Source organism: Sinomonas soli (assembly GCF_054782415.1).
Window position 1 is genome coordinate 122,217 of sequence record NZ_BAAGSN010000004.1, and the last position, 15,263, is coordinate 137,479.

The 15,263-nt window shown below is 72.4% G+C and carries 12 protein-coding genes; all 12 read left to right on the top strand.

Annotation, left to right across the window (positions count from 1 at the left end):
- Positions 1-91 precede the first annotated feature (91 nt).
- The 12 genes from ACYVKZ_RS03920 to guaA all read left to right on the top strand — a co-directional run bounded on the left by ACYVKZ_RS03920 (position 92) and on the right by guaA (position 15,156).
- Entirely contained in the window at positions 92-2,164 is a 2,073-nt protein-coding gene (locus ACYVKZ_RS03920) for an acyltransferase family protein (protein WP_460990715.1), read from the top strand.
- A gap of 58 nt (positions 2,165-2,222) precedes the next feature.
- Complete coding sequence (locus ACYVKZ_RS03925) at positions 2,223-4,289, top strand: acyltransferase family protein (RefSeq protein WP_460990716.1); 2,067 nt, start codon at positions 2,223-2,225, stop codon at positions 4,287-4,289.
- Positions 4,290-4,464: 175 nt separating this feature from the next.
- Entirely contained in the window at positions 4,465-5,979 is a 1,515-nt protein-coding gene (gene guaB, locus ACYVKZ_RS03930) for an IMP dehydrogenase (RefSeq protein ID WP_460990718.1), read from the top strand.
- Positions 5,980-6,163: 184 nt separating this feature from the next.
- On the top strand, positions 6,164-7,090 hold the full coding sequence (locus tag ACYVKZ_RS03935) for a WXG100 family type VII secretion target (RefSeq protein WP_460990719.1): 927 nt from the start codon (positions 6,164-6,166) through the stop codon (positions 7,088-7,090).
- A gap of 61 nt (positions 7,091-7,151) precedes the next feature.
- Entirely contained in the window at positions 7,152-7,817 is a 666-nt protein-coding gene (locus ACYVKZ_RS03940; RefSeq protein ID WP_460990720.1) for a hypothetical protein, read from the top strand.
- The gene (locus ACYVKZ_RS03945) at positions 7,814-8,440 is read left to right on the top strand and encodes a hypothetical protein (protein WP_460990721.1); all 627 of its coding nucleotides are present in this window, start codon (positions 7,814-7,816) and stop codon (positions 8,438-8,440) included. Before ACYVKZ_RS03940 ends, ACYVKZ_RS03945 begins: the two co-directional genes overlap by 4 nt.
- A 43-nt stretch (positions 8,441-8,483) precedes the next feature.
- Positions 8,484-9,614, top strand: coding sequence for a GuaB3 family IMP dehydrogenase-related protein (locus ACYVKZ_RS03950; protein WP_460990722.1), 1,131 nt, complete (start codon positions 8,484-8,486; stop codon positions 9,612-9,614).
- A gap of 137 nt (positions 9,615-9,751) precedes the next feature.
- Entirely contained in the window at positions 9,752-11,470 is a 1,719-nt protein-coding gene (locus ACYVKZ_RS03955) for a glycerol-3-phosphate dehydrogenase/oxidase (protein ID WP_460990723.1), read from the top strand.
- 5 nt (positions 11,471-11,475) lie between these two features.
- Positions 11,476-11,970: a PTS sugar transporter subunit IIA gene (locus ACYVKZ_RS03960; protein ID WP_460990724.1), complete on the top strand. Its 495-nt coding sequence runs from the start codon at positions 11,476-11,478 to the stop codon at positions 11,968-11,970.
- A gap of 72 nt (positions 11,971-12,042) precedes the next feature.
- Positions 12,043-12,912 (top strand): SURF1 family cytochrome oxidase biogenesis protein, encoded by an 870-nt coding sequence (locus ACYVKZ_RS03965; RefSeq protein ID WP_460990725.1) that lies wholly within the window; start codon positions 12,043-12,045, stop codon positions 12,910-12,912.
- Positions 12,905-13,390: a DUF3817 domain-containing protein gene (locus ACYVKZ_RS03970; RefSeq protein WP_307004162.1), complete on the top strand. Its 486-nt coding sequence runs from the start codon at positions 12,905-12,907 to the stop codon at positions 13,388-13,390. The genes ACYVKZ_RS03965 and ACYVKZ_RS03970 overlap by 8 nt, the downstream gene beginning before the upstream one ends.
- A 215-nt stretch (positions 13,391-13,605) precedes the next feature.
- Positions 13,606-15,156 carry a glutamine-hydrolyzing GMP synthase gene (guaA, locus tag ACYVKZ_RS03975; protein ID WP_460990964.1) on the top strand — a complete coding sequence of 517 codons (1,551 nt, stop codon included), beginning with the start codon at positions 13,606-13,608 and terminating at the stop codon, positions 15,154-15,156.
- The last annotated feature ends 107 nt before the right edge of the window (positions 15,157-15,263 follow it).

Genomic DNA, 15,263 nt, shown 5'->3' on the forward strand with positions numbered 1-15,263 from the left:
TCGTCCATGGGGGGAGGCTGCGCGCGGGGGGTGTGCTTTCATATGGAGCGGCAACGCCTCTCACAGCGAACGCACAGGTGGGCGGGGCGCAATGGAGGGGCAGGAAAATCGGCTGACGAGAAGGAGTGGGGCTGGCGTGGTGGCCGAAGGACACAGGCAAGCAAGTGGGGGGCGTGTCTTCCGACCCGAGATCCAGGGCCTGAGGGCGGTCGCCGTGGCGCTCGTGGTGCTCTACCACGTGTGGCTCGGGCGCGTCTCCGGGGGCGTCGACGTGTTCCTCATGGTCTCCGCGTTCCTCATGACGGGCCAGTTCGTGGCCCGGCACCGGCGAGGCGAGCGCACCCACCTGCTCAAGCACTGGCTCCACGTCTTCCGGCGCCTCCTGCCCGCGGCGGCCGTGACCATCGCCGGCACCGTGGTCGCCGCCGTCATCTTCCTCCCCGCGACGCGGTGGGGGGACGTGCTGCGCGAGGGCGCCGCGTCCCTCGGCTATGTGGAGAACTGGCTCCTGCAGAGCGACGCCGTGGACTACTACGCGCAGGACCACTCCCTCGCGAGCCCCTTCCAGCACTTCTGGTCGCTGTCGATCCAGGGGCAGATCTTCATCCTCTTCCCGCTCGTCTTCGTGGCGCTCGGCGCCTTCGCACGACGCCGGGGCCTCGCCTACGAGAAGGTCCTCACCGTGGGCTTCGCGGCCGTCTTCGCCGCCTCGTTCGCCTTCTCCATCTGGTTCACGGTCGCCGACCAGGTGCAGGCGTACTTCTCCCTTCCGGCCCGCATCTGGGAGTTCGCGCTCGGGAGCCTGCTCGCCCTCGCGATCGACCGGGTGCGCGTGGGGCGGCGCGCCGCGCTCGTGATGGGCTGGGGCGGCGTCGCCTCGATCGTGGCCTGCGGGCTCGTGCTGGACGTCCAGGGACTCTTCCCCGGCGCCATCGCGCTCTGGCCCACGCTCTCGGCTGCGGCGGTGATCCTCGCGGCCCAGAACGGCGGCCGCTTCGGAGTGCACCAGGTCCTCGCCTCGAAGCCGCTGCGCAAGCTCGGCGACATCTCCTACGGCCTGTACCTGTGGCACTGGCCGGTGCTCGTGATCGCCCTGACCTGGCGCCAGCGCGAGGAGGCCGGCTGGCTCCTCGGCACGCTGGCCATCCTCGTCTCGGTGGCGCTCGCGTGGGCCACCATCCGGTTCGTGGACACGCCGTGGCGCGCGTGGCGCTGGCCGGAGCAGCGGCTGCGCAACGGGTTCGCCGGGGTGGCCGCGTGCGTGCTCGTCGGCGTCGCGCCCATCGCTGCGGTCCAGGGCAGCGTCCAGACCACCACCAAGCAGGTCGAGGCGCGGGCCGCCGTCGACAACCCCGGGGCCGAGGCCCTCGACCCCGACTACGACGACAAGGCCTCATCCACCGCGAGCCTGATCCCGGTGGCCCAGAAGGTGCCCACCGACTGGTACGGGCTGCCCCAGAAGTGCTCGCCCGATCTCAAGGTCCCCGAGTCGCTCGCGGCCGTCTGCGGGATGAACGCCGTCACGGCCAGCGCGGCCAAGACCATCGTGGTGGTGGGCGACTCGCACGCCGAGCAGTGGATGGCCGCCCTCGAGCCGGTGGCCGCCAAGCGCGGGGAGCGGGTCGTCTCCCTGCTCAAGGGTGGCTGCGTCTACGCCCCGACCACGAAGTCGGGCAACACCGACTGCGACGCGTTCAATGCCTCCGTGGCCGCCTACCTCGCGGCGAACCCCCCGGGAACCGTCTTCATGGTCGGGACGGTGGCGGCGGCGTCGTCGCCCGCGGAGACGCTCTCGCCGGGACTCGATGCGGTCGTCTCGGCCCTGACCGCGAAGGGCTCGACCGTGGTCGCGCTCCGCGACAACCCGCGGTTCTCGTTCAACATGGCCGACTGCGTCGCCCAGAACGGCGCGTCCTCGCCCAAGTGCAACCTCCCCCAGTCGTCGCTGCTCGCCCCGAAGAACCCGCTCGTCGCCTTCGCGGCCGCCCACCCGCAGCACTTCGTGCAGATCGACATGACGGACCTGCTCTGCCCGAGCGGAATGTGCCACGGGGTCATCGGCAACACGTACGTCTACCTCGACGACAACCACGTGACGAGGACCTATTCGGCGTCGATGGCCACGATCCTCGGGCAGCGTCTTTCTGCGGCGGGCCTTTCGTGATAGGTCACGGCCTCGTCTAGACTGGGGGCTTCCGCCCAGCCCTGAGGAGGCCCTCGACGTGACGCCCGCGCGCCCTGAGACCCTGGACCCGGTCCGTCAGCCAGAGCGGTCCCCGGGGACCTCGCGGTCGGCGAGGCGCGGGTTCCGGCCGGAGATCCAGGGCCTGAGGGCCGTCGCGCTCGGCCTCGTCGTCGCCTACCACGTCTGGCTCGGGCGCGTCTCCGGGGGAGTGGACGTGTTCCTGCTCGTCTCCGCCTTCCTCATGACCGGCCAGTTCCTCGACCGGCACCGCCGCGGCGTCCGGGTGGGACTCGTCAAGCGCTGGATCCACACGTTCCGCCGGCTGCTCCCGCCCGCCGTGGTGACCATCATCGGCACGGTGGTGGCCGTGATCGCGTTCCTGCCGCCCACGCGGCTCGGGCCCGTGCTCGAGCAGGCCTGGGCGTCGCTGGGCTACGTGGAGAACTTCGTCCTGCAGCGGGACGCGGTGGACTACTACGCCGGCGACCATGCCCTCGCCAGCCCGTTCCAGCACTTCTGGTCGCTCTCGATCCAGGGCCAGGTCTTCATCGTCTTCCCGGTGATCTTCGTGGCGGTCTCGGCCCTGTGCCGTGCCCGCTCCCTGGACTACTGGGGCGTGCTCCTGAAGGTGTTCGGGGCCGTCTTCGTCCTCTCGCTGGCCTACTCGGTCTACTTCACCGCCGTGTCCCAGTCGGAGGCGTACTTCGACACGTTCGCCCGCCTGTGGGAGTTCGCCCTGGGCGCACTCGTGGCGCTCGTCGCCCAGCGGATCGACCTGCCGGCCCGCGTGGCCGCCATCGCCGGCTGGGTGGGCCTCGCCGGGATCGTCACCTGCGGCCTCATCCTGCGGGTCGACGGCATGTTCCCCGGCGCCGCGGCCCTGTGGCCCACCCTCTCGGCCTCCGCCGTGATCCTGGCCGCCGACACCGGCGGCCGCGCCGGCGTCCACCGGCTCCTGGACACCCCGCCGCTGCGGAAGCTCGGCGACATCTCCTACAGCCTCTACCTGTGGCACTGGCCGGTCCTCGTCATCGCCCTCGCCGTCACCGGCAAGGAGCGCATGGGCTGGCTCTCGGGCAGCGTGGCGATTGCCGGCTCGCTCATCCTGGCCTACCTCACCACCCGCTTCATCGACCGCCCGTGGCGCGCCTGGGCCTGGCCGGAGAAGAACCGCCGCCGGGGCCTGCTCTCGCTCGCGGCGTGCGGCGCCGCGGTGGCCGTGCTCGTGGGCAGCGTGCAGATCTCCCTCGACGCGGCGAACCACCGCGCTCTCGCCAACGCCTCCCGGGACAACCCCGGCGCCGCCGTGCTGGTACCCGGCTACAACGGCCACCCCGATCCGCAGGCCAAGCCCCTGCCGGCGGCGGACCAGCTCCCCTCGGACTGGGCGGGCCTGCCCGACCCCTGCGACGACGACCTCGGGCTCTCCGACACGCTCCGGGACCACGGCTGCAGCCAGGTCGGCGCGTCCGGCGCGTCCAAGACCGTGCTCGTGGTGGGGAACTCGCACGCCCAGCAGTGGCTCGGCGCCCTCGCGCCCATCGCCCAGCAGCGCAACTGGCGCCTCTACCAGCTCCTCAAGGGCGGCTGCCAGTTCCAGCCGCCGCGCGGGGACGACGCGGACGAGTGCGACCAGTTCAACGGCGCGGTGGTCCAGCAGATCGCGGACCACAAGCCGGACGCCGTGATCCTCGTCGGGACGGCCGCGGCGCCCTCGAGCCCGAAGGAGACCACGACGCCGGGCCTCGAGGACCTCGTGAAGACGTTCGAGTCCGAGGACATCGACGTCATCGCGCTGCGCGACAACCCGCGCTTCACGTTCAACATGGCCGACTGCGTGACCGGCTCCGACCCGGCGTCCTGCCGGGTGCCGGTCTCCCAGGCCCTCGCGGCCGAAGATCCGCTCGTCCCGATCGCGAAGACGTACCCCAAGACCCTCCACCCGATCGACATGACCGACATGCTGTGCCCGCAGGGCCAGTGCGAGGGGGTCATCGGGAACGTGTACGTGTACCTGGACGACAACCACGTCAGCGCGACGTACTCCGCCTCGATGTCCTCCATCCTGGACCAGCGCATCTCCCGCGCGACCGGCTGGACCTAGGCCCCCCACGGGCGCCCGCGGTGTGCGATTCCTCACCCGGGCCGCCCCGCGGAATACGCGCTGGCGCCGGGGAAGTTTACGATAGAACCCACCGCAGCAGACCAGTCCCGTAAGCACTGGCTGGTCATCAGCGCACCCCTGCAATGCCCACCCGGCACACGGCCAAGGAGCACTCATGACCACGCCCACCCCAGCACACGATCCGTTCGGCTTCCTCGGCCTCACCTACGACGACGTCCTGCTCCTGCCCGGCCCCACGGACGTCATCCCGTCCGAGGCGGACACCTCGACCCGTCTGACCCGGCGCATCCGCCTCGGCATGCCCATCCTCTCCGCCGCGATGGACACCGTCACGGAGTCGCGCATGGCCATCAGCCTGGCGCGCCAGGGCGGCATCGGCATCCTGCACCGCAACCTCTCCATCCAGGACCAGGCCGACCAGGTGGACCAGGTCAAGCGCAGCGAGTCCGGCATGATCACCCGGCCCGTCACCGTCGGCCCCGAGGCGACCCTGCGGGAGCTCGACGACCTCTGCGCGCACTACCGCGTCTCGGGCCTGCCGGTGGTCGATGAGCACCGTAAGCTGCTCGGCATCATCACCAACCGCGACACCCGCTTCATCCCGCAGGACCAGTTCGCCACGCGCAAGGTGCACGAGGTCATGACCCCGATGCCGCTCATCACGGCCAAGGTCGGCGTGGCCCGCGACGAGGTGATCGGCCTCCTCGGCAAGCACCGCATCGAGAAGCTCCCGCTCGTGGACGAGATGGGCATCCTGCAGGGCCTCATCACCGTCAAGGACTTCGAGAAGGCGGACCAGTACCCGAACGCCACCAAGGACGACGCCGGCCGCCTCCGCGTCGGCGCGGCCGTGGGCTTCTTCGGGGACGGCTACGAGCGCGCCATGGCCCTCGTCGAGGCGGGCGTGGACGTCCTCGTGGTGGACACGGCCAACGGCCACTCGCAGGGCGTGCTCGACATGATCTCCCGCCTCAAGAAGGACCCGGCCGCCGCCCACGTGGACGTGATCGGCGGCCAGGCCGCCACCCGCGAGGGCGCCCAGGCGCTCATCGACGCGGGCGCGGACGCGATCAAGGTCGGCGTCGGCCCCGGCTCCATCTGCACCACCCGCGTGGTCGCCGGCGTCGGCGTGCCCCAGATCACCGCCATCTACGAGTCCTCGAAGGCCGCCATCCCCGCCGGGGTGCCGCTCATCGCCGACGGCGGCCTCCAGCACTCGGGCGACATCGGCAAGGCCATCGTCGCGGGCGCCGACTCGGTCATGCTCGGCTCCCTCCTGGCCGGTACCGCCGAGGCCCCCGGGGACCTCGTGTTCATGAACGGCAAGCAGTTCAAGGCCTACCGCGGCATGGGCTCCCTCGGTGCGATGCAGACGCGCGGGAAGAACACCTCCTACTCGAAGGACCGCTACTTCCAGGCCGACGTCCCCAGCGACGAGAAGCTCATCCCGGAGGGCATCGAGGGCCAGGTCCCGTACCGCGGCCCGCTCTCGGCGGTGGCCCACCAGCTCATCGGCGGCCTGCGCCAGACCATGTTCTACGTCGGCGCGCACACCGTCGAAGAGCTCAAGGCCAAGGGGAAGTTCGTCCGCATCACCTCGGCGGGCCTCAAGGAGAGCCACCCGCACGACATCATGATGACCGTCGAGGCGCCCAACTACCGGCGGTAGCCCGCAGGGCGCCCGAGCCGACCGCAGACGACGGCGGCCCTCCCCACCCGCGGGGAGGGCCGCCGTCGTGCGTCGCGGCGCCGCGGGGCGCGCAGGGGAGTTGTCCCCATCGAGGGCGGGGCCGCGCGGCGCTAGTGTGGGGCGGGCGGGGGCCGCACGGCCGCCGGCGGGAGGGGGAACGCGGGTGGCGATCACACAGGGGGCGAACCCCGAGCAGCTGCGCACGCTGGCACAGCGCTTCAGCAGGGCCGGCCAGCAGCTGGCCGGGATCGGGAACGCGGTGCAGGGGCTGTCCCGGACCGAGGCCTGGAAGGGCAGCGACGCCGACGGGTTCCGGACCGCGTGGAACCGCGCCACCAGGCCGCAGCTCACCGCGGTGGGCCGGCTGCTCGAGGAGGCGGCGCGGACGCTGCGGGAGAACGCCGCCGCGCAGGAGTCCACGAGCGAGGCCGGCACCGGGTCGATGCACGCCCAGGGCACCGGAGCAGGCATGCCCGGGGGGTCCGGTACGGGGCCGGGTACGGGCCCCGACGGCCGCACCTGGGCCGACGGGGCCATCGCAGACGCTGCCGCCGCGCAGGCCTGGCCGCCCTACGGGGCGGTCTCGACGGCCGTCTCGGGCGCCGGGTTCGCCGGCGACCTGCTCGTGTCGAGGATGGCCGACGCCGGCCTGGTCACCTCCAAGGGCGGCCAGCTCGCCGAGGTCGGCTACATCAAGGGCATGCAGGCGGTGAACGGGGTCCGCCTCGCCGGCCAGGGCGCGAGCGTGCTCGGCATCATCGGCGGCGGCGCCCAGCTCTACGAGGGCATCACGAACCACAACACCTACGAGGCGGTCGACGGCGGGATCACCGCGGTCCTCTCGACCGGCGCCCTCGTGGGCGGCCCCGCGGCGCCGGCGTTCGCCGCGGCGGGGCTCGTCTGGGCCGGGTCGGGGCTGCTCGCGAGCTACCTGGGCTACTCGAGCACCTCCGCGATGTTCACGGACGCCGGCAAGGCGGTCTACAACGTCGGCAAGGACGCCGTGGAGGGCGTCGTGGACGCCGGCTCCAAGGCCGTGGACGCCGTCGCGGACGGGGCGAAGAAGGTCTGGGGATGGCTCGGCGGATAGCCGCCGCCGGCGGGGCGGATAGGCTGCGGTGGGGAGCATGGACGAGGCAAGGGGACGCATCATGAACGAGACGACGACCGCGGGCCGGGCGCCCGCGTCCGGCACGGCGGGGCAGGACGCCTCGGTGCTGCTGACCGACCACGAGATCCTCGCGCTCCTCTCCTTCGGGAACGGGCCGGGCACGGCCATGTCCCGGCGGATCTTCCGCCTGGAAGCCTTCGCGGACAACGCGCTCCTGACCCAGGCCGGCACCACGACGCTCGTGGTGCGCGGGCTGGCCGAGGTCGACGGCGAGGACCTCGTCCTCAAGGAGCCCGTCGCGACCATCGGCGCGATCCTGCTGGCGGCCGACGAATGGCTCGAGATCGCGCTCGTGACCCCCAGCGCCGAGAGCGTGGTGTTCGGCGTCGGCGCCCCCGGCGGGGCGCTGATGGTCAATCTGGACCGGCGCGGCACCCAGCGGTTCTACCCGGCAGAGCCGGGCGGAGGCCTGCTCCGCGGCGCGCTCGCCGTCGCCAGGGACTACCTCCAGGCGGCCCCGGACGGGCTTCCCGCCGCCGTCTCGGTCACCCGCCACGTGGCCGGTGCCGAGCCGCGGGCTGCGCACCTCAAGGCCGCGGGGGACGGCACGTTCGAGCTCGCCGTCGGCCGCCAGGAGCGGCCGCCCGCCCGCACCGTCGCCGCCCCCGGGTGCTTCGACGAGTTCGCCGCGGCCCTCGGCGCGTGAGCTCCGTGGACCGCGGCCGCCAGCCGCTCGACTACTGGCTCGACCCGCAGCTCGGGTCCGCGAACCCCGAGTCGCCGACGGCGCTGCGCATCATGGCCGCGAACCACGGCCAGCGGCAGGGCACGCTCGGCGTCCTGTGGGTCCTGGCCGCGGCGGGCGTCCTCGGCGGCGCCGTGCTCCTCGCCGCGGGCGCCACGGCGGGCGGCTCCGGCGTCCTCGTCGCCGGCCTGGCCCTCGCCGCGCTGGCCGGCGGGCTCCGGGCGCGCTGGGCCCGACACCCGCTGCGCACCAAGCTGCCCGCGGTGACCCGTGCTCCGCAGACCATGGCGGCGGCCTGGGCCCTGTGGGGAGGCGCCGGTGCACTGATCGCGGTGCTCGTGCTCGTGGCCGTCCTGCGGCAGCCCGGCCTCGAGCCCACCGCCGGCCCCGTGGCGGGGCTTGCCGCGGCAGTCATCGTCCCGCTCGCGGTGCTCGCCGCCGTCCTGTTCATCCCCGCGTACCGGAACGAGCATGCCCGCGAGGAGTTCCGGGCGCTCCTGGCGCGCCGGGCGGACCTGCGGACCAGCCTCGAGCAGATGGCGGCCGAGTGGGCCGATCCGCGCTGGCCGTTCGGCCCGCTGTAGGGGGCCGGGGGACCGCCCGCCGCGGTCCAGTAGGCTTGGAGCCGTGACTTACGAGATCGAAATCGGCCGTGGCAAGCGCGGGCGGCGCGCCTACTCCCTCGATGACATCGCCATCGTGGCGAACCGCCGGACCCGTGACCCCGAGGACGTCTCGGTCTCGTGGCAGATCGACGCCTACCAGTTCGAGATGCCCGTCATCGCCGCCCCGATGGACTCGGTGATGTCGCCGTCCTCGGCCATCACCCTGGGCAGGCTCGGCGGCCTCGGTGTCCTGGACCTCGAGGGCCTGTGGACCCGGTACGAGGACCCGCAGCCGGTCCTGGAAGAGATCGCCGGCCTCGAGGGCGAGCCCTCCAGTCCCGCCGTCACCCGCAGGCTGCAGGAACTCTACGCCGTCCCCGTCCAGCCCGACCTGATCACGGCCCGGCTCGCGCAGATCCGTGAGTCCGGGGTGACGGTGGCCGGATCCCTCACGCCCTCGGGCACCCTCGAGCACTACAAGACGGTCCTCGCCGCCGGCGTCGACCTCTTCGTGATCCGCGGCACCACGGTCTCCGCCGAGCACGTCTCCAAGAACCAGGAGCCGCTCAACCTCAAGAAGTTCATCTACGAGCTCGACGTGCCCGTGATCGTCGGCGGCGCCGCCGGCTACACGCCCGCGCTGCATCTCATGCGCACCGGCGCGGCCGGCGTCCTCGTGGGCTTCGGGGGAGGGGCGACGACGACCACCCGCCGCGCGCTGGGCATCCACTCCCCGCTCGCCTCCGCGATCAGCGATGTCGCCGCCGCGCGCCGCGACTACATGGACGAGTCCGGCGGCCGCTACGTGCACGTCATCGCCGACGGCGGCATGGGCACCTCGGGCGACATCGTCAAGGCCATCGCCATGGGCGCGGACGCCGTCATGCTCGGCTCCGCCCTCGCCCGCGCCGAGGAGGCCCCCGGCCGCGGCTGGCACTGGGGCGCCGAGGCCCACCACCCCGAGACGCCGCGCGGCGAGCGGGTCAACGTCGGCACTGTAGGGCCCATGGCGGAGGTCCTCTTCGGCCCGGGCCACCACGCTGACGGCACGAGCAACCTCATCGGCATGCTGCGCCGCTCGATGGCCACATCCGGCTACTCGGACCTGAAGGAGTTCCAGCGCGTCGACGTGGTGGTCGCACCCCAGCGCTGAGGGGCGTCCTGGGTCCCGAGAGGGGCCTGCTCGGCCCCTGACGATCCTTGGCGGGCGCGCCTAGACTCGGAACCAGGCAGGTTCCGCAGAGGCGTCCTGGCGGCAGGGCGGCCTCGCCGAGGCAAAGGGGCACGAAGATGACCGCACAGCTCAGCCCGGAATTCCGGGAGGCCTCCCTCTCCCGGCTCAAGGAGTCGGCCCAGCCGGGGCGCGAGCTCGACATCCTGGTGGTCGGCGGCGGAGTGGTCGGCGCGGGCTCGGCGCTCGACGCGGCGACCCGCGGGCTCGAGGTCGGGATCGTCGAGACCCGGGACTGGGCCTCCGGGACCTCCTCCCGGTCCTCGAAGCTCATCCACGGCGGCCTGCGGTACCTCGAGATGCTGGACTTCCGCCTCGTCCAGGAGGCCCTGCAGGAGCGGGGCCTCCTGCTCCAGCGGATCGCGCCCCACCTCGTGCACCCCGTCCCGTTCCTCTACCCGCTCACCCGGCGCTTCTGGGAGCGGCCGTACGTGGGCACGGGCATGGTCCTCTACGACACGCTGGGGCTCACACGGCACGGCACCGGGCTCCCCATCCACAAGCACCTGTTCCGGCGCGGCACGCTCCGGGCCGCCCCGAGCCTGCGCGAGGACGCCATGGTCGGCTCCGTCCGCTATTACGACGCGCAGGTCGACGACGCCCGCATGGTGGCCGGCCTCGTGCGGACCGCGGCGCAGTACGGGGCCCACGCGGCCAACCGCGTGGCCGTGGTGGACTTCGTGCGGGAGGGCGAGCGGGTCGTCGGGGCGCGCATGCGGGACCAGGAGACCGGCACCGAGTTCGAGGCGCGCGCCAAGCAGGTCATCAACGCCACCGGGGTGTGGACCGACGAGACCCAGGGCATGGTCACCGATAGGGGCCAGCTCAAGGTGCGCGCGTCCAAGGGCGTCCATCTCGTGGTGCCCCGGGACCGGTTCCAGTCCACGGTCGGGCTCATCCTGCGCACCGAGAAGTCGGTCCTGTTCGTCATCCCGTGGGGGCGGCACTGGATCATCGGCACCACGGACACCGACTGGAAGCTCGAGAAGGCCCATCCGGCCGCGTCCAGCACCGACATCGACTACATTCTCGAGCACGTGAACCGGGTCCTGAAGCGGCCCCTCACGCGGGAGGACGTCGAGGGGGTCTACGCCGGGCTCCGGCCGCTGCTGGCGGGGGAGAGCGAGTCCACCACCAAGCTCAGCCGGGAACACGTCGTCGCCCATCCCGTGCCCGGGCTGGTGGTCGTGGCGGGCGGGAAGTACACGACGTACCGGATCATGGCCAAGGACGCCGTGGACGAGGCGACCCGCGCGATGGACGAGCGGATCGCCCCCTCGTGCACCGACCGGGTCCCGCTCGTGGGGGCCGAGGGGTACCGGGCGGTCTGGAACCGGCGCCACCGCCTCGCCGACAGGTCCGGCGTCCACGTGGCCCGGGTCGAGCACCTGCTGCGCCGCTTCGGCTCGCTCACCGAGGAGGTCCTGGCCCTCGTCAAGGAGCGCCCCGAGCTCGCCGAGCCCATGCCGGGCGCCGACGACTACCTGCGCGCCGAGGCCGTGTACGCGACCACCCATGAGGGGGCCAGGCACGTCGAGGACGTCCTGACGCGCCGCACCCGCATCTCCATCGAGGCGTGGGACCGCGGCGTGTCCGCGGCGCCCGTCGTCGCGGACCTCATGGCCCCGATCCTCGGCTGGAGCCCGACCCAGCGGGACAACGAGGTGGCGCACTACCTCGCCCGCGTCGAGGCCGAGCGGCTGAGCCAGCAGCAGCCGGACGACGAGTCCGCGGAGGCCGCGAGGATGGGTGCCGAGGACATCGTCCCGGTAAAGTAGCGCGCATGCCCCTGCCCGGTTCGTTCGACCGCTACGACGCCCAGCTGACCACCCCGGGCCTGGTGATCCTGGAGATGGTCGCCGACGGCCGGGCCGACGCCACCCGCCAGCTCGCCGGCCGCCTCGCGGCCGAGGACCGGATCGACGACCTCGAGGGCTTCCTCGCCGACGTGGCCGCCCGCGAGCACCAGCTCGCCACCGGCCTGCCCGGCGGCATCGGGCTGCCGCACGCGCGCAGCGAGCACGTCCGCCAGCCCTCGATCGCGGTGGGCATCACCAAGTACGGGCACGCCCTCGACTTCGGCGCGTTGGACGGGCCCGCGTACGTGGTCCTGCTGATCGCGACGCCGGCGGCCTCCTTCTCCGAGCACCTCGAGGTCCTCGCGACGATGGCCCGCTCGCTGTCCAAGGAGGGCTTCCGCGACTCCCTGCGCCGCGCGAACGATCCCGACATCATCGCCGAGCTCGTCAACTCCGCGCTCCTCTTCGCCGATCCCTGAGCCCTTCGGCCCCGCTCGGCGGCGCCGGAGGGCGTTTACGTTTTCTACAGCTTGTCGGAGTACCGTTAACGGGTGCTCCGAACTGCCCTCAAGCCCCAGTGGATCGCGGCGCTCGTGGGAGCGCTCGTCGTGTCCTGGGTCTTCGTGCTCCTGAGCCAGTGGCAGTTCTCCCGTTCAGTCTCCGAGGCGCCCCCCGCGCCGCGCACCATCGAGGACGTCAAGCCGCTCACGGGCGTCCTGCGCCCCGGCGAGGTCTTCCCGGCCCCTGCCGCCGACCAGATGGTCACCCTCCGCGGCGCCTACGACGCGCGCCGGCAGGTGCTCGTGCGGGACCGGTTGCAGAACGGACAGAAGGGCTGGTGGGTGGTCACCGCCTTCACAGTCGACGGCGCGCCCGCAGTGGGCGGGGAGCACGGCGCCGTGATCCCGGTGGCCCGCGGCTGGATCGCCTCGCCGCAGGACGCGGCCCCGCCGCCCCCGGGCCCGCTCACCCTCACCGGCCGCCTCGAGCCGTCCGAGGCCCCGCAGGCCGCGCAGGACGTCGCGGCGGGCCAGATCGCCACCCTCTCGGTGGCCCAGCTCATCAACATCTGGGACGTGCCCAGCTACACCGGGTTCGTCGGCGTGACCAAGGAGGCCACGCCGTCGGGCGCCTCCGCTGCCGCGACCCCCGGGCTCGAACCGCTGAGCATCACGGCGCAGCCGGTGGAGCAGCCCGTGAACTGGCTGAACATCTTCTACGCCGTCGAGTGGGTCGTCTTCGCCGGGTTCTCCATCTTCCTGTGGTGGAGGCTCGTGCGGGACGACTACGAGCGCACCCAGGACGCCCTCGCCGACGCAGCGGCCGCCGAGGCCGCCGCCGGTGATGGCGCGGCCCCTGACGAGAAGCCCACCCCGGGCGCCGAGAAGGCGCCCTCCGAGACCGGAGGAAACCGTGATTGACCCCAAGCCCGCTCTGGGCCGCGCTGCCGGGCAGCGGAGGTTCGGAGGCACCGTCGCGCAGATCCGCTCTGCCCTGAAGTTCTACCGGGTCGCGGCGTACATCACCGGCACGATGCTCCTGCTGCTGTGCGCCGAGATGATCGCCCGCTACGCCTTCGGCCAGTTCCTCTACGCCGGCGGCTCCGACGCGTTCACGGGGAAGCCGTTCGGTTTCGGCTTCGCCGATGCCGAGCCCGCAGGGGTCGTCGGCGGGGTGAACCTCTCGATCACCATCCTGATCGTGCACGGCTGGATGTACGTGATCTACCTCATCTCGAACTTCCGCCTGTGGTCGCTCATGCGGTGGCCCTTCCCGCGGTTCATCCTCATGGCCCTCGGCGGTGTGGTGCCGTTCCTGAGCTTCATCGTCGAGCGCCGCATGCACGCCGAGGCCGAGCGCGACCTCGAATCGCACCCCGACGCCGGCCAGCGCTACTGACCCGGCGCTGACCCGGCGCAGCGGACCACCGCGAGGTGCTGGCCCCGGGCGGCTGGTCCCGCGCGGCTGGGCAGCGTCCGGTGGCGTTGCTGCGGGAGTGAGGCGGGGGCCACAGGGCTCCGGGACCGGAGCCTGTGGTCCGGTACCCTTGACGGGTGACTACAGCTTCCCAGACCTCGGCGGAGGAGCACGGCGCCCAGACCGCCCACAGGCCGGTGCTGGTGGTGGACTACGGGGCACAGTACGCGCAGCTGATCGCGCGCCGCGTCCGCGAGGCGAACGTGTACTCGGAGATCGTCCCGCACACCTTCACCACCGAGCAGATCCTGGCCAAGAACCCCGCCGCCATCATCCTCTCGGGCGGCCCCTCGAGCGTGTACGCCGAGGGGGCGCCGAGCGTCGGAGCAGACCTGTTCGAGGCCGGGGTTCCGGCGTTCGGCATCTGCTACGGTTTCCAGGCCATGGCCAACGCCCTGGGCGGGGTCGTGGCCCGCACCGGTCTGCGCGAGTACGGGGCCACGGTGACCACCGCGGTCGGCGAGCCGCACTCCCTCCTCAGCGGGGTGCCCGCCACGCAGAACACCTGGATGAGCCACGGCGACTCCGTCCAGAGTGCACCGGAGGGCTTCGAGGTGCTCGCGACCACGGCCGGCGCCCCCGTCGCGGCGTTCGTCAACCCTGAGAAGGCGCTCGGCGGCGTCCAGTGGCACCCGGAGGTCAAGCACTCCGACTTCGGCCAGAAGGTCCTCGAGAACTTCCTGTTCGAGGTCGCCGGACTCGAGCCGAACTGGACCACGGGCAACATCGTCGAGGAGCAGGTCGAGCGGATCCGCGCCCAGGTCGGCGACGCCCGCGTCATCTGCGGCCTCTCCGGAGGGGTCGACTCCGCCGTTGCCGCCGCCCTCGTCCAGCGCGCCGTCGGCGACCAGCTCACGTGCGTGTTCGTGGACCACGGCCTGCTCCGCGAGGGCGAGGCCGAGCAGGTCGAGCGCGACTTCGTCGCGGCGACCGGAGTCAAGCTCTACGTCGCCAACGAGCAGGAGCGGTTCCTCAGCGCGCTCGCCGGCGTCACCGACCCCGAGCAGAAGCGCAAGATCATCGGCCGCGAGTTCATCCGCGCGTTCGAGGAGGCCGAGCGCGCCATCATCAACGAGGCACACGCCGCCGGCGAGCAGATCAAGTTCCTCGTCCAGGGCACCCTCTACCCGGACGTCGTCGAGTCCGGCGGCGGCGAGGGCGCGGCGAACATCAAGAGCCACCACAACGTGGGCGGCCTCCCCGAGGACCTCCGCTTCGAGCTCGTCGAGCCGCTGCGGACCCTGTTCAAGGACGAGGTCCGCGCGGTCGGGCGCCAGCTCGGACTCCCCGAGGAGATCGTCGGCCGCCAGCCGTTCCCCGGACCCGGCCTCGGCATCCGCATCGTCGGCGAGGTCACCGCGGAACGCCTCGAGCTCCTCCGCAAGGCCGACGCGATCGGCCGCGCGGAGCTGACCGCCGCCGGCCTCGACGACGAGGTGTGGCAGATGCCTGTGGTGCTCCTCGCCGACGTCCGCAGCGTCGGCGTCCAAGGCGACGGCCGCACCTACGGGCACCCGATCGTGCTGCGGCCGGTCTCGAGCGAGGACGCCATGACGGCCGACTGGTCGCGCCTGCCGTTCGAGCTGCTCGCCAAGATCTCCAACCGCATCACCAACGAGGTCGACGGCGTCAACCGCGTGGTCCTCGACGTCACCAGCAAGCCGCCGGGCACGATCGAGTGGGAGTAGGCGGCGCCGCCTACTCCAGCACGTCGCCGGCCGGTACCCCTGAGGGGTGCCGGCCGGTGCCTATTTGGGCTCCGACAGCGTTGCACCCATGGGTGGACGGGTTGACA

What these genes read in the sequence shown, in the direction of transcription:
- ACYVKZ_RS03955 (WP_460990723.1), top strand. Translation starts at nt 9,752, where the DNA reads ATGACCGCACAGCTCAGCCCGGAATTCCGGGAGGCCTCCCTCTCCCGG.
- ACYVKZ_RS03920 (WP_460990715.1), top strand. Translation starts at nt 92, where the DNA reads ATGGAGGGGCAGGAAAATCGGCTGACGAGAAGGAGTGGGGCTGGCGTG.
- guaB (WP_460990718.1), top strand. Translation starts at nt 4,465, where the DNA reads ATGACCACGCCCACCCCAGCACACGATCCGTTCGGCTTCCTCGGCCTC.
- ACYVKZ_RS03940 (WP_460990720.1), top strand. Translation starts at nt 7,152, where the DNA reads ATGAACGAGACGACGACCGCGGGCCGGGCGCCCGCGTCCGGCACGGCG.
- ACYVKZ_RS03960 (WP_460990724.1), top strand. Translation starts at nt 11,476, where the DNA reads ATGCCCCTGCCCGGTTCGTTCGACCGCTACGACGCCCAGCTGACCACC.